Annotated in this window: 22 protein-coding genes; 7 read left to right on the forward strand and 15 right to left on the reverse strand. The window is 40.7% G+C overall.

Annotated elements, in window-relative coordinates:
• Positions 1-63 precede the first annotated feature (63 nt).
• From ERX27_RS00875 to ERX27_RS00920, 10 genes are all read right to left on the reverse strand, one after another.
• A complete protein-coding gene (locus ERX27_RS00875) occupies positions 64-2064 on the reverse strand; it encodes an acyltransferase family protein (RefSeq protein ID WP_165983033.1) in 2001 nt (666 codons plus the stop codon).
• Positions 2064-2555: a cupin domain-containing protein gene (locus ERX27_RS00880; protein ID WP_133430923.1), complete on the reverse strand. Its 492-nt coding sequence runs from the start codon at positions 2553-2555 to the stop codon at positions 2064-2066. The genes ERX27_RS00875 and ERX27_RS00880 overlap by 1 nt, the downstream gene beginning before the upstream one ends.
• A gap of 37 nt (positions 2556-2592) precedes the next feature.
• Complete coding sequence (locus ERX27_RS00885) at positions 2593-3306, reverse strand: YebC/PmpR family DNA-binding transcriptional regulator (RefSeq protein ID WP_133430924.1); 714 nt, start codon at positions 3304-3306, stop codon at positions 2593-2595.
• A gap of 80 nt (positions 3307-3386) precedes the next feature.
• Positions 3387-4016 carry a Bax inhibitor-1/YccA family protein gene (locus ERX27_RS00890; RefSeq protein ID WP_243715850.1) on the reverse strand — a complete coding sequence of 210 codons (630 nt, stop codon included), beginning with the start codon at positions 4014-4016 and terminating at the stop codon, positions 3387-3389.
• Positions 4017-4072: 56 nt separating this feature from the next.
• A complete protein-coding gene (gene gntK / locus ERX27_RS00895; RefSeq protein ID WP_133430926.1) occupies positions 4073-5602 on the reverse strand; it encodes a gluconokinase in 1530 nt (509 codons plus the stop codon).
• Positions 5603-5610: 8 nt separating this feature from the next.
• Positions 5611-6159, reverse strand: a complete 549-nt coding sequence (locus ERX27_RS00900) for an esterase/lipase family protein (protein WP_165983034.1) — start codon at positions 6157-6159, stop codon at positions 5611-5613.
• Between the two features lie 59 nt (positions 6160-6218).
• A complete protein-coding gene (locus tag ERX27_RS00905) occupies positions 6219-7217 on the reverse strand; it encodes an inorganic phosphate transporter (RefSeq protein WP_133430928.1) in 999 nt (332 codons plus the stop codon).
• A gap of 10 nt (positions 7218-7227) precedes the next feature.
• The gene (locus tag ERX27_RS00910) at positions 7228-7845 is read right to left on the reverse strand and encodes a DUF47 domain-containing protein (RefSeq protein WP_133430929.1); all 618 of its coding nucleotides are present in this window, start codon (positions 7843-7845) and stop codon (positions 7228-7230) included.
• 196 nt (positions 7846-8041) lie between these two features.
• Positions 8042-8941, reverse strand: a complete 900-nt coding sequence (locus ERX27_RS00915; protein WP_165983035.1) for an NAD-dependent epimerase/dehydratase family protein — start codon at positions 8939-8941, stop codon at positions 8042-8044.
• 89 nt (positions 8942-9030) lie between these two features.
• Entirely contained in the window at positions 9031-10104 is a 1074-nt protein-coding gene (locus ERX27_RS00920; protein ID WP_133430931.1) for a YkvI family membrane protein, read from the reverse strand.
• A gap of 130 nt (positions 10105-10234) precedes the next feature.
• Here ERX27_RS00920 and ERX27_RS00925 point away from each other — a divergent pair, with 130 nt between their 5' ends.
• Entirely contained in the window at positions 10235-10609 is a 375-nt protein-coding gene (locus ERX27_RS00925; protein ID WP_133430932.1) for a hypothetical protein, read from the forward strand.
• A 29-nt stretch (positions 10610-10638) separates the two neighbouring features.
• Here ERX27_RS00925 and ERX27_RS00930 read toward each other — a convergent pair whose 3' ends face one another.
• The 3 genes from ERX27_RS00930 to ERX27_RS00940 all read right to left on the reverse strand — a co-directional run bounded on the left by ERX27_RS00930 (position 10639) and on the right by ERX27_RS00940 (position 12160).
• Positions 10639-11136, reverse strand: coding sequence for a hypothetical protein (locus tag ERX27_RS00930; protein WP_133430933.1), 498 nt, complete (start codon positions 11134-11136; stop codon positions 10639-10641).
• A 114-nt stretch (positions 11137-11250) separates the two neighbouring features.
• Positions 11251-11739 (reverse strand): methylated-DNA--[protein]-cysteine S-methyltransferase, encoded by a 489-nt coding sequence (locus ERX27_RS11560; RefSeq protein ID WP_279434099.1) that lies wholly within the window; start codon positions 11737-11739, stop codon positions 11251-11253.
• Positions 11723-12160, reverse strand: a complete 438-nt coding sequence (locus tag ERX27_RS00940) for a GNAT family N-acetyltransferase (protein ID WP_133430935.1) — start codon at positions 12158-12160, stop codon at positions 11723-11725. The genes ERX27_RS11560 and ERX27_RS00940 overlap by 17 nt, the downstream gene beginning before the upstream one ends.
• Positions 12161-12248: 88 nt before the next feature.
• Between ERX27_RS00940 and ERX27_RS00945 the strand changes: the two genes are divergently transcribed.
• A complete protein-coding gene (locus ERX27_RS00945; RefSeq protein ID WP_243715851.1) occupies positions 12249-12944 on the forward strand; it encodes a type 1 glutamine amidotransferase domain-containing protein in 696 nt (231 codons plus the stop codon).
• Positions 12945-12971: 27 nt separating this feature from the next.
• Here the strand turns inward: ERX27_RS00945 and ERX27_RS00950 are convergent, their stop codons facing one another.
• Both ERX27_RS00950 and ERX27_RS00955 read right to left on the reverse strand, forming a co-directional pair.
• Positions 12972-13664 carry a C40 family peptidase gene (locus ERX27_RS00950; RefSeq protein ID WP_133430937.1) on the reverse strand — a complete coding sequence of 231 codons (693 nt, stop codon included), beginning with the start codon at positions 13662-13664 and terminating at the stop codon, positions 12972-12974.
• A 289-nt stretch (positions 13665-13953) separates the two neighbouring features.
• A complete protein-coding gene (locus tag ERX27_RS00955) occupies positions 13954-15399 on the reverse strand; it encodes an NAD(P)H-binding protein (RefSeq protein WP_133430938.1) in 1446 nt (481 codons plus the stop codon).
• A gap of 156 nt (positions 15400-15555) precedes the next feature.
• Here ERX27_RS00955 and ERX27_RS00960 point away from each other — a divergent pair, with 156 nt between their 5' ends.
• From ERX27_RS00960 to ERX27_RS00980, 5 genes are all read left to right on the forward strand, one after another.
• Entirely contained in the window at positions 15556-16038 is a 483-nt protein-coding gene (locus ERX27_RS00960; protein ID WP_165983036.1) for a DUF805 domain-containing protein, read from the forward strand.
• Positions 16038-16469 carry a GNAT family N-acetyltransferase gene (locus tag ERX27_RS00965; protein WP_133430940.1) on the forward strand — a complete coding sequence of 144 codons (432 nt, stop codon included), beginning with the start codon at positions 16038-16040 and terminating at the stop codon, positions 16467-16469. The genes ERX27_RS00960 and ERX27_RS00965 overlap by 1 nt, the downstream gene beginning before the upstream one ends.
• Positions 16470-16563: 94 nt before the next feature.
• Positions 16564-16770, forward strand: a complete 207-nt coding sequence (locus ERX27_RS00970) for a helix-turn-helix transcriptional regulator (protein WP_133430941.1) — start codon at positions 16564-16566, stop codon at positions 16768-16770.
• Positions 16757-17269, forward strand: a complete 513-nt coding sequence (locus ERX27_RS00975) for a hypothetical protein (protein WP_133430942.1) — start codon at positions 16757-16759, stop codon at positions 17267-17269. The genes ERX27_RS00970 and ERX27_RS00975 overlap by 14 nt, the downstream gene beginning before the upstream one ends.
• A gap of 110 nt (positions 17270-17379) precedes the next feature.
• A complete protein-coding gene (locus tag ERX27_RS00980; RefSeq protein WP_133430943.1) occupies positions 17380-17700 on the forward strand; it encodes a hypothetical protein in 321 nt (106 codons plus the stop codon).
• Positions 17701-17703 lie beyond the last annotated feature (3 nt).

The following is a 17703-nucleotide window of genomic DNA, read 5'->3' on the forward strand; positions in this document are numbered from 1 at the left end:
CATCATCTCCTTATTCATATTGTAATGAAATTAATCTTTATTTACGAAAAAAACGTTCATCCACTAAGATGAACGTTTCTCTTTTACTTTTTCAAGCAAAGGCATTAAGTCTTTCTCTATATAGGGACTCAACGTCTCCATATAAGATTTTGAGATATGTCCTTTATCAACATATGCCATAACATTCCCAATAACCGGCTTACATACTTCTTCATTACAGAAGAAATCAGTGTAATCAAAAACATGCATGTTTTCAGGCGGGTTCTTTAATTTAGACCAGTCAGAAGGTTCAGGGAACAGTTCTTCTCGCTTAGTCTGACATCTCGGGCTATCGGCACCGTAGTGATTGACACAAGTCGGCACATCTTTACGGAAATACGGCGTATCACGTACTCCGAAAACTTCAATTCCTTTTTTATTCAGTGCCTCAAACTGCTCAATATAACCCTTCTCCACTTCATGAACGTTCCAGTAACCAATATCAGCATTCGCAAAGACCATGTCTGGTTTCTCAGCAGCGATTTTGTTAACAACATTCTTATTCCAGACGATACATGATGGGTCTTTTGCTTTGTAAGTTGATAAGCGACAGCCACTCTTCGTAATATTAAGAACACGTATTTTATTTTTCTCTGCCATTTTTACAAGCGCAGGCTGCCAGTGCGTCGCATGAGAACTTCCTACTAAAGCGACAGTATAATCATAATCTTCTGTCACACCGTATTCGCAAACCTTAACAACCGGGTCACCCGCAGCTACGTGACAGCCATCTGTATAAGGTGCTGCTTTATCATTTTTAATGGCTTCTGCTTCCGGCAGGTAATCCTTTTTCGGCACACTGTCCATTTCAACTACACGTGCACCAGGATAATCATCTGAACCTATCAGTTTCTGGTCAGCTGCCTGATCACTATTCATCTGGTATAGCCAGAACGCATTGCTACCCGCTACAATCGCCAGTAAGCTGCCGAGCAGTAATGCTGTGCGCACACTTTTATTCGGAAACTTCACTTTTCGTAACGGCTGTTCGACAAATCGCGTCGTCAGCCATGACAGAAGAAGGGATCCTGCAATAATCAATAGGCCGTCTGTAAGTGGAACATGCTTCACTTCTTTAAGTACATGATAGAACGTCAGTACTACCCAGTGCCATAAATAAAATCCATATGACAATGCGCCAAGCTTAACCATCCAGGATGTACCGAGCAGTTTCTCCACCCCAAACTTCGAAGGGTTCTCACCTGAAATCAGAATGAAGACTGCTGCCAGCGTCGGCCATAATGCCACATAGCCAGGGAACAGTGATGATACATTCAGCAGCAGGCCACACGATATCAGCATCAGTAAACCCAGCCAGCCGAGTATGCCAGCAAGTATATGCGGCAGCTTACTACGAGTCAGAAGCAGACAAATTAAACCGCCAAGCGCAAACTCCCAGACCCGTGTGCGTGTATCAAAGTAGGCCCACGGCTGATTGATAGCAGTCAGATAAACTGAAAACACAAACGAAACAGCAAATAGAATTAAAAACAGAATGAAAAGCGGTTTTTTCACCGATGTTTTCATCCATTTGGCACACCAGATAGCAAGCCAGATCATCAAGAACCAGATGATGTAGAATTGGCCCTGGATACTCATTGCCCAGTAATGTTGAACCGGACTTTTGGCATTGGTATGATCGAGATAATCAGTAGCTGTAAAAGCCAGCTGCCAGTTTTCATAGTAAAATGCTGACGCAAAGATTTCTTTGATCGTCTGCGTCCACTGCACCTCCGGCAAGAAGAAGTAACTGAGTATAATGACTGTAAACAGAACAAAAAATGCAGCAGGCACTAATCTTCTCAGTAGTCCAAAGATAAAGTCAAAGAAATTAACAGTACCCGTTCTTCTGACTTTCGATAACAGACTCGTCGTAATCAGAAAGCCTGATACAACGAAGAAGACATCTACTCCTCCTGACACCTTCCCTAACCAGATGTGGTAGACCGCGACTAACAGGGCAGCTACGACACGTAGTCCTTCAATCTCAGGACGAAATTTTTTATTTTGTTTTACCGCTTCCACTAGTCTCTGATCTCCTTCAGTGCATATTTTACGATGAGCTCGTCATGTTCAGGATACATTGCCATCAGTTCATGCTGAGTGAAGAGTTCGAACGTTTCGAATTTAAAGCCAGGCGAAACCATACAACCGACCAGACTCCACTCATTCTCCTCCTCAACGGTTGACGCAAAAATGGTGTTTTTGGGCACTAGATACTGCGGGACTTCACCATTTATCACATCAAGGCCCAGCTTTACAGATTGATAAGTCCCGTCCTCCATAATCATATGTAATGTCAGTGCATCACCCCCGTGAAAATACCAGAGTTCGTCGGCATCAATACGGTGGAAATGTGAGATGTTTCCTGTTTCTAGTAAAAAATAAATGCTCGAATATAGTTCGCGTCCTTCAGTAGTTATGTCCGAACGATATGTCTCACTGAAATAGCCACCTTCCGGATGTGGTGTCATATTGAGCTGTCTGATCAGCTGCTCTTTCTGTCTATTCTTCATAGTTCCCCCTATAAAAAAAGCCAAGAAAAGTCTTGGCTTACATTTCCACGTTATGATAGACGTTCTGTACGTCCTCTAAATCTTCTATCGCATCAACCAGTTTCTCAAATGTTGCAAGGTCTTCTTCTGATAATTCCAGCTCATTCTGTGCAAGCATTGAAAGTTCTGCAACCGTAAATTCTGTGATACCTGCATTATTCAGTGCATTCTGAACTGCTGCGAACTGATCAGGTTCAGCATAGACAATGGTCTGTCCTTCTTCTTCCATCACATCACGTACGTCGATATCTTCTTCCATCAGAAGTTCGAGCGTCTCGTCAGCTGATTTACCTTCAAAACCAAAGACGGCTGTATTGTCGAACATATAGGCAACAGAACCGGATACACCCATGTTTCCGCCATTCTTACCAAATGCCGCTCGTACGTCACTCGCAGTACGATTGACGTTGTTTGTCAGCGCATCAACAATCAGCATAGAACCCGCTGGTCCAAAACCTTCATAACGGAGCTCATCGTAGTTTTCTTCTCCGCCGCCCTTAGCTTTCTCAATTGCACGGTCAATGATATGTTTAGGTACTGAGTAAGTTTTAGCACGCTCCAGTACGAATTTCAGATTCTGATTTGATTCTGGGTCCGGTTCGCCAGACTTCGCAGCCACATAGATTTCACGTCCGAATTTTGCGTAGATTCGACTCGTGTTTTTGTCTTTTGCTGCTTTTTTATCCTTGATATTATTCCATTTACGACCCATAAAAGCCATCTCTCTTTCGATTTAATATAAACTTATTATACACTATTTCACACAAAAAAAAGAGTGACTTCATGTCACTCTTAATCTCTCAGTATACTGGCCAGTCTCAGCACATCCATAATGATGTTCAATAAATTCATAAATAAGTTGAACCCCATTTCACGCGGAGAGAATGCCCCTCGTTTCATACGGTTAAAATCATAGATGGTATAGCCGAGGAAAATAGTCAGTCCAAAAATAGTAATCACGAGATGGAACATAGGAATATGAATAAAAAATCCGAGAATACTCGCAAATATAAGGGCAATCAGAGCGGGGAAGAGCAAACGACCTAAGCTCGACGCATCACCGATCACAAAATAACCCAGAAATCCAAACATAAAGAATGCAGCAACTGCAAGTCCAATATTCTGATAGAAAGCAACCGTACCCAAATCATTCAGAAAATACATAAATGACGCATAGCTGACAACCCCTATCAGAAAAGCAAGCACGTTTGCAATCAGTGCACTGAATTTACGCGATGACTTCACAAATAATGAAATCAGCACGATAGCCATAATCAGAATCGAAACTGACATTCTAAGCGCAGGAGGAACGAACTGGCCTGCAAATGTACCGACTGCAAAAATAAGCCAGTAATACATAAAATACAGCCATGCCTGACGAATCTGACCGGACCGTGAAATAGAAACATTTTGATAGTTCATAGACATTACCTCTTTAATTAATTAGTAGCATTCATTTTACATGGCTACGCGTGATTTCACAAAGAATTATGCTTGCGCTGAAAATCTGCTATACGTGTATATTGCTCAGTCAGTGATTGAGCGATGTCGATGTAGATAGGCAATATTTCCCGGTAAATCAGAACATGCTCGCTGTTAGGGATATGCTTGAATGAATGACCGACCCAGCCTGAAACATGTGAGAAATCCTGCTTCTCGCCTGTCGCTAGCTGCCCCAGTACCACAGCGCCCAGACATGAACTTTCATAGCTTTCTGGAACAATCAGATTTTCATCGAATATATCTGCCATCATCTGACGCCACAGATTGCTGCGTGCAAAACCGCCTGTCGCTTTGATTGATGTCACAGATTCATCCATCAGTACAGTCAAAGCAATGAACACCGTATAGAGATTATAAAGAACACCTTCTAATGCTGCACGTATCATATGTTCTTTTTGATGGGCGAGTGTAAGACCGATATAGGACCCTCTGACGTCCGAATTCCATAAAGGCGCACGTTCACCTGACAGATATGGATGAAAGATTAGTCCGTTGCTGCCAGCAGGTACCTGCTCTGCAATACGCATCAGAACATCATAACTATCAATCCCCAGTCGTCTGGCTGTCTCAATTTCACTTGCGGCAAACTCATCACGTATCCAGCGTAGAACAACGCCCCCATTATTGACAGGACCGCCGATTACCCACTTGTCTTTCGTGAGCGCATAACAGAAGAGCCGGCCTTCATGATCAGTACGAGGTGCATCTACAACAGTCCGGATAGCACCACTTGTTCCGATTGTTACCGCTACTTCACCGGGTCTAAAGGCATCGACGCCGAGATTACTGAGTACACCGTCAGATGCACCAATGACAACCGGGGTCATAGAGTCCAGTCCCATTCTCTCTGCAAAAGTCTCGTTCAGGCCTTTCAGAATATAAGTCGTATCTACCGCTTGAGATAGCTGATATTCTTCTATCTCTAATTCTTTTAAGATACCTTCATCAAATCTCATTTCATGAATATTAAACAGGCCTGTAGCAGAGGCAATCGAATAATCTATGACATACTGGCCGAAGAAACGCTGAAAGACGTATTCTTTAATACCAATAAATCTGGCTGCACGCTGATAGATTCCGGGATCTTCATGTTTTAGCCAGAACAGCTTGCAGAGCGGACTCATCGCGTGTATCGGTGTACCTGTCTTTTCATATATTTCCTGACCTCTATCACTCAGCTTCAGTTCTTTCGCATAGGCCTGACTCCGGTTATCAGCCCATGTGATGCTGTTGGTCAGAGGCCGGTGTTCTTCGTCCATTACAATCAGACTATGCATAGCGCTTGAAAAACTGACGAATCGAATCGGATCCGCACTTTTAAGACTGACCTGTTTAATCGTTTCAATAACCGCTTCTAAAATATCGTCCGGTCGCTGTTCAGCAATATCCGGTGCAGGTGTCAGAAGCGGATATTCCACATGATGCTTAGCTTTTACAGCACCTGACTGATCAAACAGCACCGCTTTTGTACTTGTCGTCCCGATATCTACACCTATATACATCATCAATCTCCTTAAGATTCTAAAATCGGCAGCAAGTCTTCTATACCTTGATGAAATTCGTGTCTGCCTTCTGTTTTCGTAATTGTGTTCACTCTTTTAAAGTGTTCCCGCCAGCAGTCCTGATGTCTGATATCGACGCGGTCATCATCTTCAGATTGGATATGATACAGAATAATTTTGCTGTCTAATGTATCTTCTGCATTTTCTTTCAACTTGTTCTCTGAAGCACTGAATTTGTCATCACATCCGAAGAAAGGTGAGCCAATCAGCACGACTTTAGAGATATGATGTGCATCTTGATTTTCTGTCAGATATTTCATGACGACTGTCCCGCCGAATGAATGACCTATTATCATCAGCTCGTCCTCATCAGGTATATCCTTAAGACTATCTGTCAGTACTTTGACCCAGTTCATATAGACTTGCCCATCTTCTCGCGGGAAAGACGGTGTATGCCATTCAATTCCCTGCAGCTGGCTTTTTAAATAACGAATCAGCGGATTGCTGCCACTGTCATAATGCTGTTCACTTGCGCTATGGACAAAAAGTACATGTTTCATGTTCATTCCTCCCATATAAAAAAGGTAAACTCATGATAAGTTTACCCTTTTTTAAACTTCTATAAAAATAATTGCAATATAAAATAAACAAGTGCAGCGATAAGAGATGATATCGGTAATGTAATAACCCATGTCACGACCATACGCTGTGCAGTCGTCCACTTTACACCTTTAATACGATGAGAAGAACCTACACCCAGTATAGAAGATGATACGACGTGTGTAGTAGAAACTGGCAGATGAATATGCGTCGCACCGAAGATGATAAGCGCTGAACTGAGATCAGCTGCCACACCATTAGCCGGACGAATTTTCATGATGTTTCCACCGACTGTCTTAATAATCTTCCAGCCACCTACGGCTGTCCCTAACCCCATTGCTGTCGCACAGGCTACTTGAACCCAGCGCTGAATCTCCGTACCTGTCTGCATGTTGGCAGCAATGAGAGCCATTGTAATAATCCCCATCGCTTTTTGAGCATCATTAGTTCCATGAGAAAAAGCCTGAAGTCCCGCTGTGAAGATCTGGAAAAATCGGAAATTACGATTCGTCCGGGTCAGATTACTGTTCTTAAAGACGACTTTAAAAACTGAATAAACAATATAACCGACTCCGAATGCCAATAACGGAGAAATAATCAGTGCCGTAATGATTTTGACGAAGCCGCTATAATGCAGTACACCAAATCCTGCTGAGGCGATTGCTGCACCTGCTACAGAACCGATCAATGCATGCGATGAAGAACTCGGAATGCCGTAATACCAGGTAACCAAGTTCCAGATAATAGCAGATAACAAAGCTGCCAAAATCACAACCGATCCATTCATTAAGGTGAAAGGATCTACTATATCCTTCGTCACTGTTTTCGCAACACCTGTAGAATATAATGCACCGACAAAATTTAAGAGGGCCGCCATCAAAATGGCATGTCTTGGTTTTAAAGCTTTAGTTGAGACCGCTGTTGCAATCGCATTTGCTGTATCGTGAAAGCCATTGATAAAGTCAAAGACCAGTGCAAAGACAGCGATGGCTATAGTGATAATTAATAAATGATCCATCATGAAACTCCTAACTATTTTTCATAATGATTGACTCAAGATTATTTGCGACTGTCTGACACTTGTTCGCAATATTTTCAAGTGCCTGGTAGATATCTTTAATTTTCATGATAGTGACGGGTTCTGTTTCGACAGAAAGAATGTGTTTAATGGATTGACGTAAAATGTTATCACAGATGGTTTCATGATCTTTGATATTCATCGAATGGACACGGATATGCGAGAATTTCTTTGAACCGATTAAATCAACGGCCATTTTTATTTCATCTGCACAGGCCTGAATATTTTTAACGAACTCACTCATGAAGTCGTCAGAATACTCTATTGCATACATTTCGAACATAGCAGACGTCTCTTCCATTCCGTCCATGACATCATCTATCGCATTACCTAAGGCCAGAATATCTTCGCGTTCAATCGGTGTGATAAATGTCTGGTTAAGATCTGAAATCATCTGCTGCATTAAATCATCACCATTTTTTTCGTATGACTTAATATTATCGGCATACTTCTTGAGGTCAAATGCGTTATGAAAAGACATATCGCCAAACACAACAGATGCACGTTTCAGATTTTCAGCCATATCTTCCAGCTGTACTATAAATTTGTCTTTCTTCTTCGTAAACATGAAAATCCTCCTAGAATTATGTGGAATAATCTCACAACATCTATTAGTGTAAAACAAAATAAAATGAAACGATACCTTTTTTGTAAACTTTAAGTAAAGTTTGTAGTGATAATATTAATTTTTTTGATATATTGCTAAATTAATGCGTGAAAGAAACAAAAAATCTATTCTGATACTTTCAGAATAGATTTTTATATCATTTATTTTCAGTATGACCTTTACGCTGTTCCTCGTTGAACTTCTCTATTCGCATATCAACTTCAAAAATACGCATCGTCAGTGCATGAAACGGGGCCTGCAGAAGCTGATAGAACAACCAGGGTTTAGAAGGCTCATAACGATGGATACAGACCATAATCTCCTCCGTCCCGAGCATCCGCCGGAATTCAAGTGTGCCGGTATGCTGATCACGTATAGTTGCCAGTTCTCCGCCTGCGATATCAAATATCTGGCGGTCATTATTTTTTAAGGCTGTGCGTCGCTTAAGATGAATTAAATCTCTCTTCGCGCCCTGCAGATAGTAAGAGTCCTCATGGATTTCAACATTTGACAGCCCCGGGAGGACATTTTTGTAGTAGTCGAAATAATAGGCCGTAAACTTCTCGAGTGTCCATGACTTCGGAATCTTGAAACGTCTGATAATCCTGACATCATCTCTTCTCGCGCTTTGAAAACGAGCCAGCATGCCTTTTCGTTTAATTTCTGTATGCGTCACTCTGACTGGTGTCTTATACGACCGAAGAATCTTCAGTGTTTCATTATCCTCTACTGCACCTGCTACGTAGATGATTTGTTTCACATTCATCGCTGCTGCTGCGCGTCCATAGTTATCTGCAGCAAGCGCATTCATATCTTTGTATGACGCTTCCATTGTTTTGGATGAGCGTTTTGTCGGATCCAGGAAATAGATCGCGATATCAATGTCCTCCATTGCTTTTGTCACATCTTCAAGAGTAAAGATATCACCTTTGATCCATCTGACATCATCATATATCTGCTTGTATTGGGATACGACCACTAAGTCATGTTCCATGTGCAGTGATTCATAAAGATTTTTACCGATATAGCCGCTGACACCTGTCAATAACACTCGCATCATTCTGCCTCCACTCATTTGTCACTTTATTCTAGCATTTACCCTTTTTAAGCACAAAAGATACAGAGTTTCTACTCTGTATCTTTGAGTTATGCAATATGCTGCTTACCTTTTCGCTTACGTAAGAAATATTTCACTGTGATACCAATACATAATGCAAGTCCGACGTAGCCCATCAACGGATAAATCACATCAACTAATTCTACGAAACCAACGAAACTGAGAGCATATCCGATTATCATAGAACCGAAGAGCAGTAATTTATAATTTCGAGAATAAGGGACTGTAAAACGAGCAACGAATGAGTACATCAGGCCGACGATGGTATTATAGATAACAAGTAACATAATCATACTCAGCGCAACGCTCACAAAAGGATGAATTTCACGCCCTAACAGGATTGTCGGAATCGCGGCCTCGTTGACTTTATCCAGTTCAGCCAGTAATCCTGAGTTAACCATCAGAATCAGCACCAGCAGAATAAGGCCCCCAATTAAGCCGCCACGCCCTGCTACAACTCTACGGCTTGCATCGCCGCCAATCGCTGTCATCATGCTGAAAGCAGTCGAGAATGCGAGAGCACCGTACAGGATACCATCCCACCACCATAAATGTGACGGTTGTCTGGAAGTATCAATATGATTGTTTACTTCATTAAATGACAGCGTGCCTTTAAAGAAGAAGTAAACTGCTATGATTGTCACCACTACTATCAGGAACGGTGTGACCATTCCAAGTGCACTTACAATTTTATTAAAATCCATCAATAACGTAAAGCTGACTGCAAGCATCATGATCAGTGAACCGAGCCATGTCGGTACACCGAAACTTTCATGTGCAGCACTTCCTGCACCGGCAATCATCACGACTGATAACGCATAAAGAAAGAAAATTAAAATATAGTCAATGATTTTTCCAAGCTTTTCACCAAATAAGTAATGAATGGCACCGACATGATCTTCCGCATCCAGTGCATTCCCGATTTTTGAGATTTGACGCCCGAAGAATGTCAGCATCAGACCTGCAATCAGAATAGCTAAATAACTATAAGTACCATAGTTCGTGAAAAACTTCAAAACTTCCTGACCGGTTGAAAACCCTGCGCCAACAACTACACCTACATAGGCTGATCCAATTTTAACTGCTTCTGTATTTTTTGACACTACATCTCCTCCTATGGAATTAAAAACTCTTTAAACACGATTAGTATTTTACCCGACTTAATAATGAATAAACATTTTCAAAACAGATAGGTTATAATAAGGATGTATTTAACTTGAGAGGAGCTTAACAATGGAATTACATAAGCAAGTAGTACATATGCACTTGAAAGAGCTGCACGTCCGGGATTTCAGTCAGCATTCTCCTGAAATCACTAAAATGCATCGTATTGATATTGAACAACATCCCGAAGACAATGACATTTTTGAGTTCACCCTTAACTTTATGTTCGGACATTTTGGCACACAGGTCGACGGCGTCATTCAGGCGACGATTATCGTTAAAAGCGAAGATCCTTCAGATGATGTCCTTCAGGAACTTCTCAGCGACGAAAAAATGTATGCTGTTCCATTATTCTCTAAAGCTTCTGCCATCATTACAAAAATCACTGAAGATCGCGGTATGTTTCCAGTCATCGTTCCAGTTGAACTCTGGCTGGAAGAATAAAGAAATCCTCGGATCACAATCCGAGGATTTTATGCGTTACGAGAGCGGCCAAGATCATTGATATCAACAACTCCGGCATCCATATTCTTTACTGCTTTTTTCATTAGATCTCTGGCAATCTTATTGTGCGGATCCAGTTTCAGAATTTCTTTTGCAACCTGGTAAGCCTGCCTATCTGTGAGCACAGGTTCCGGTACAGTATAAAGGAATAAGAGCTGCAGTAAGTTCTTGACCTCCTTATACTCTGTCAATTCTGCGGAACGTTCAGCATGGTAATAAGCTGCTTTGAATGCATCTGTGACATCACTAAGCGGATAAACAAGCAGTAAAAATGCCAGATCATGCAGTTCAGCACTTTCGTGTTCTTTGATCACTTCTACAATAAAGGTGTAGAACATAACGGATTCCGTATTCTGAGCCGCTCCGATGAATGCCTCTTCAAACTCCAGGAAATCATGGTCGGTCATCAACTGCCTGACACGCTTGAACTCACCGTTCAGAATCAGAACTTCAATTTGTTCTTTCAATTGATGGACCTCCTTCTTTTTTCAGCATTCTCATTGTAACATATCCGCACCTTAATACCTACTACTTTAAATAAGTGATTTTACTCTATATCTTCAAGGAATGTCATTTCTCTCTCAATCATTATAAGGCACAGCTTCGATAGCCAGCAATCTTCTTTTTAGATGAAGGCCACTCGAGAAGCCGGTCAGCTTGCCATTCTTACCGATAACACGGTGGCAAGGAATGGAGATCAGGACAGGATTACGCCCAATAGCACCGCCGACTGCACGAACAGCTGCTGCGCGTCCGATCATATCAGCAACATCGCTGTAAGTTCGGGTTGTGCCGTAAGGAATAGTACGGAGTGCCTCCCATACTTCAAGTTGAAACGATGTGCCTGTTAAATCATAGGTCCAGTTGAAATCGGGAAGTTCCCCTGCAGCATAAGCCTGCATTTCATCCATATATTTTTGGTTTTGCTGATCTGCTGCTTCTCCAGTGACCCACTTTACCTCATTAATATTCGGCAGTTCATGACCGAAAGAGCAGAGACCTGAATCAGTCGAACAGATAATCAGTTTCTCATCCAGTAACACGAAATCACTTTTATAGATTTGTTTCATTGCTACGCTCCATATCGACATGCGGAATCATATCTTCAAAGTAAGTAACGGATATCTCCTTAAAGCCGAATGTCCGGTAGAAATCAGTGAGATGAGCCTGCGCCTGCAGTTTCACACACTGACCCGGATAATGTTCATCGATATAGTCCAGACAGACAGTCATCAGTTCCCGAGCTAGCCCTCTCTGCCGAAAACTCTGATTTACAATGACGCGTCCGATATAAATATCTTTATCTTCAATAATTCTGGCATACGCTTCTAGACCATTACCAAATCTGGTGATATGAAGAGCAGAGAGATCCTGCTCATCTATTTCAGGATAAGCACACTGCTGTTCCACAACGAAGGTATCCACTCTCAGTTTTGTGATGTCATACCACTCTCTCGCCGCTAATTCATCTATTTTTCTTATTCTCCACATGACCATCACCTCATATTTTTGTTTATTCTACTATAGATAAAGTATAAATACGACATTACCGGGTATAAAAGAAAAAAGGAGTGAAATCATCATGACAAAAATTCTTGTCGTTTTAACCAATACTGAAAAATATAAAGATATTAACCGTGCAACAGGATTATGGCTGGGTGAAGCTGCTCAGTTTGTTGATGTTGTCACAGAAGCAGGATATGACATTGATTATGTCAGTCCGAAAGGTGGATTTGTACCTGTCGACCCTTCAAGTATGCCGACAGCCGATGATATCGATTTCAAATGGTATGGAGACACAGATTTCCGGCGTCGTGCGCTCGCAGAATCGTTGAAACCATCCGATATCAATCCTGAAGAGTATGCAGCGATCTATTACACGGGTGGTCATGGTACTATGTGGGATTTCAAGGATAATATAGAACTGCAGCAGATTGCTGAACATATTTACCAAAACGGTGGCTATGTTACTGGTGTCTGTCACGGCATCGTCGGACTTGTGAACCTTTTAGACACGCAGACAGGTAAGCGGTTAATCAAAGGTAAGAAAGTAACCGGATTCAGTAATCTTGAAGAACGCTTAAACCGTACAAAAAAACACGTGCCATTTCTGGCAGAAGATAGCCTGAAAGAAGCAGGCGCTAAATATAAAGCCAAACGCCCGATGAAAGAATATGTACGTACGGATGGTCAGATCATTACAGGACAGAACCCGACGTCCGCTAAAAAAGTAGCTAAAGAACTTGTAAAAGCACTAAAAAGCCGGACATCTTAAAAGATGTCCGGCTTTTTTCACGCATGATTAGAAGCGGTAGTAGCCTGTTACTGAACCATTGATATATGATACTGCACGCTGACCAATACCTGCTGAAGGATTTAATGCATCGATCATTTGACCGTTGCCAATGTAAACACCTACGTGTGAACCACCGTTAAAGTAAACTAAGTCACCTGGTTGTGGTGTTGATACTGGTGTACCTGCTGCCATTTGAGCATAAGTAGTACGAGGAATTGATTTACCCATAGCTGCTAATACTTGTTGCGCGAATGCTGAACAGTCAACAGCTGATGCTGAGTTAGCACCGTATACATAAGATTTACCTGCTGCAATACTTCTGGCAACTGAAGCCACGTTATTGTTCACTGAAGTAGTCACAGCGGCTGCTTTTTTCGCTACAGGTGCTGCAGTTGATACTGCTGGCTCAGCTGTTTCAGAGACAGCTGCAGTCTGTGCTACAGGTGCAACATAGCTTGAAGCTGTATAACCATTTGAGTAGTTATAAGTTCTTGAACCATCTTCGTTAACAACATAAGTGTAGCTGTATGACTGGTTTGACACAGGTGCTTGAACTGTTTGAGTTGCTTGAGTTGCTTGAGTTGCTTGACCGTTGTTCACTTCGTCAATTGTATAAGCTGCTGCATCTGCATGGTTCGCGTTTGCTCCTAATGTTGCTAATCCTGCTAAAGTAGATAAAGTAATTACTGTCTTTTTCATTATATGTTTTCCTCCAGAAATTCAATTGAGTGAATTTATAAATTTTTAATAAAAGCTGATTCATCCATCGGCTCTTTGCGATGAATTTATATTAGCATTTAAGCTTCCTAAAATGGGCGTTGTTATATATTTGTTACATAAGTGATATGTTTAAGTGCTAATTATTACAACGTTAGAGACTGAATGTAACAAAGATAAAAACCGCAATAAACCTTGAAATCATAAGGTTTTTGCGGTTTTCATCTTATTTATATATTCAAATTTTTGCCAGTTATATTACAAATATGACTTAAGCTTCTTTTGTCTGCTTTCCTTTATCTACTAAATAAGTAGAGTCCAAGGTTTTCTCCAGTAACTTTGTTTCCCAGCCAAAAAGTGTCATCACTATCAAATGAATACGTGCTTGTGTAAATTTATAGATAAACCATGGCAATGTCGGTTCATATTCATGAATAGCGATAATGCATTCATTGGTGTCGAGAACTCTGCGGAACTCTAAACGCGCTCTTCCTTCTTCGCCCTCTTTTACCTTTTTAGAGAACTTACCTCCTTTAATCATAAATAAGACACGATTATCATCAGTATAGTCTTTATTCTTCTGCAGAATCAATATAGGATCTTTGAAAACCGGCAGGCTGATTGACAAGGTATCGCCATCAATAGCTGTATTGATAAAAGACATACCCATACGCGATAACCAGTTCATATAATAATTAGCTGTCTCATTAATAGACCAGGATGAAGGAATAGTAATACGTTGAACAGATTTTACGTCACTTTTCTTAAGTGCCTGACCAATTGATTGTGATTTCTTGGATTTCTTTTTGTCTTCTTTATCTTCATCAAGTGCTATTTTTATACTTTCTTCAAGTGGTGTTGGCGCATTCGTAATTCCTTCAATATAATTTTCTTTTGACGGGACCATGTCATGGACCAGGCTATCAAGAAGCGGATAAACCAGTTCTTTTGGTTCTTCTGTCAGCAGACTGACAATCGGTTTAGTAATAGCTACCGGGATAATCGGCAAATCCATCATCGGCAGTTTTTTCCCCATTACTTTTGCTGTCGCTTTGAACATGCCTTTATAATCTGTTACATCATTGAATATATCAATTGATTCATTTTCTTCAGGGCTACGTTCAATAAGAGCAGCCAGTCCTTTTACCACATCTTTTAACGCGACAGGGGCAGTCTTACTGTATGCCCATTGAGGCAGAACAAGTGCAGGCAGTCGCTCAGTTAATTTTTTCAGGATCGGGAATGAAGAACCCTTTGGTCCGATAATCAGTCCGGCCCGTAATGTTGAGACTGGCACACCATATGAACCCAGAATCTTTTCACATTCTAAACGGCTGCGCAGATGATCGGATAAGTTTTTAGATTTTTCATGTGGCATAATACCGCTCATAAAAACAATATGCTTTACACCTTGTTTTTTTGCCGCACGCCCGAAGTTGTCTGCTAAGATTGCATCCATATCAACAAATGAAGCCTGCGTCAATTTAGCTGAAGGCTGCATAGAATGAACGAGATAAATCGCTGTATCAATGCCTTCCATTGCATCTTCTACATCTTTAATAGAGAAAAGATCAACTTTCTTCCATTCTACATTCTTTTCGTTTTCTTTATTTTTAGTGCTACGGGATGCAGCCACCACCTGATAATCTTCTTTAATTTCTTTAAGTAGGTTACCACCGATATAGCCAGAAGCACCGGTTAATAATATTTTCTTCATGTCTATCCCTCTTTTATTATCATAATGGTAAACTATACCCGGTTATTTCCTATATTATGTATGAACCTTAAAGTTTTCTTAAAATCTGATTCAAATATAAGCACCTTACTGATTCTATGCTATATTTTAGACAAAGATTTGAAAGCAGGTGTTATTTTGATTGTAACTATGACAGCTATGGAAGCTTATAAGCGATTTTGGACTCAAGGACTTAATTTACATGACCGAGCTAGGCGTAAAGAGTTCTGGGTTCCTGCAGGCATCCACCTCCTGCTTTATTTCATGGCGTATATTGTGATTGGTATGTATTATCAATTAGAAAATGAACATATTTACATGACTGTCAATTTAATCGTCAATATGATTCTTATCATTCCAATGTTTTCGGTCACCTTCAGAAGACTGCAGGACTTAAGTATGCCAGGCTGGCTTGCTCTTATAGTTCCTGTTTGCTATATACCGACAGACTTACCTGTTGATCTATTAAATGTCAACATTCAGTTATTCGCTGATGTCATTCATTTATTTGTAACGATTATCTTAATGATTATCCTGACATTTGATGGCACAGAAGGCCCCAATCAATATGGTCATGATCCTAAGGAAGAAATAGATGAACTGAATCCGAGGAAATATTGATGTATCGTATTTGTCCAATGACAGATAGTGATAAAGAAATAATTGTGGCATGGCACTACCCAGCACCTTATCAAATATATGATTTAACTGAAGACGACTTTGACAGCGAACATAAATTTTATAGTGTTTATGATGATGAACAATTAGCAGGGATGTTAAAACTCCATTTTAATGAAAGAACGTGTTTACTCGGACTCGGCTTAAGACCTGATTTGACTGGTCATGGACTCGGTCAGCATTTTGTTGAAGCAGCGGTCCAATTCATTAAAGAGCAAGGGTATCAGTCCATTCAGCTCGCTGTGATATCTTCGAATGAGCGTGCTATCAAAGTATATGAACGCAGCGGTTTTGTGGAGAAAGACTATGAGCTGATGCTTGCCGGTGATGTGCTGGAGGAATTTTTAATAATGGCCTATTGTGAAGAGGACTGACATTTGTCAGTCTTCTTTTGTCATGTATAATTGACATTTAACATATTTTTCCGTATAATGGATGTAAGATATATTTGACACAAAGGAGAAGTAGATGAATCGAGTGAGAAAGTATCGCAAGCTCAATCATATGACGCAGCTTGAACTCGCTAGAACTATTGACGTCACACGTCAGACAATCAATATGATTGAAAACAATAACTATAACCCGACGCTTGAACTCTGTACGAAGATAGCCTATGCACTCAATACAGATTTAAATACTTTATTCTGGGAGGTCGAGAGTAATGACACGTTTTGAGCAATGGTATTATAAATATATGATTGGTATAGAAGGTGTGAATGACGAGCGAGAACAAGAACTGGCTCGGCAGGTTTTAGCGAAGTATGCAGTGCTGATGGATAGCTTAATGCTTATTCTACTGTTTGCTTCATTAATTACGGATATGATTTATGACCGTATGTCATTCGTCACTCTTCTTATGCTGGTTATAGTACTCGGATCTCAGTTTTATCTAAAAAGACTCATTCGTATCAATCAACTCGACAAAATCTACGCATATAATGACAAAGAGTACTTAAAACTAATCAGACAAGCTAAAATCCGGTCCTATATTGATTTCACCATTTATGTTATTTCACTTCTCATTATCTTTATGGCTTCCACTTATTTCAGAACAAAGGGGCAAACTGTTTTCAGTGAAGAAGTCGTACCTGCTCTGATAGGTAGTTGTATAGGTATGTTTATTGCAGGTAAAAATAAATACACGAAGAATATCATTCGTGATTTTAATAATTAGTAAGTTTAAGGGTTTCCCCGCCACTTCTTAAAAGTTGTGGCACGTATTTCCATTTGCCCGCCACTTCTCAAAAGTTGTGGCACGTAATCTCTTAAAAAGGATCGATCAACATGTCTACTCTCTGCAGCTGCCCTACTCTCAGCCACATCACTGTCTCTGCCGACTACGGTGCTGACCCTATCTGGTGCGCTGTCTGTCATTCTAACCTGGATATAACTGAATTCAGTATTACTGATCCATTAGACTACGAGCTATTCAGATGGACAAACCGCTACGGCGAATGGCTTGATTTTGAAACTAATCAAGTCATACCTGGTGGCCACACACTTGAAACGAAGCATAACGAAGAAGGCATCTTTCTGACAAAAAGACTTCAGAATGAACTTCCACACTATCAGTTCACTTTCATCCCTTCACAAGAGACAAAATAAAAG

Source organism: Macrococcus brunensis (assembly GCF_004359615.1).
Classification (GTDB): Bacteria; Bacillota; Bacilli; order Staphylococcales; family Staphylococcaceae; genus Macrococcus; species Macrococcus brunensis.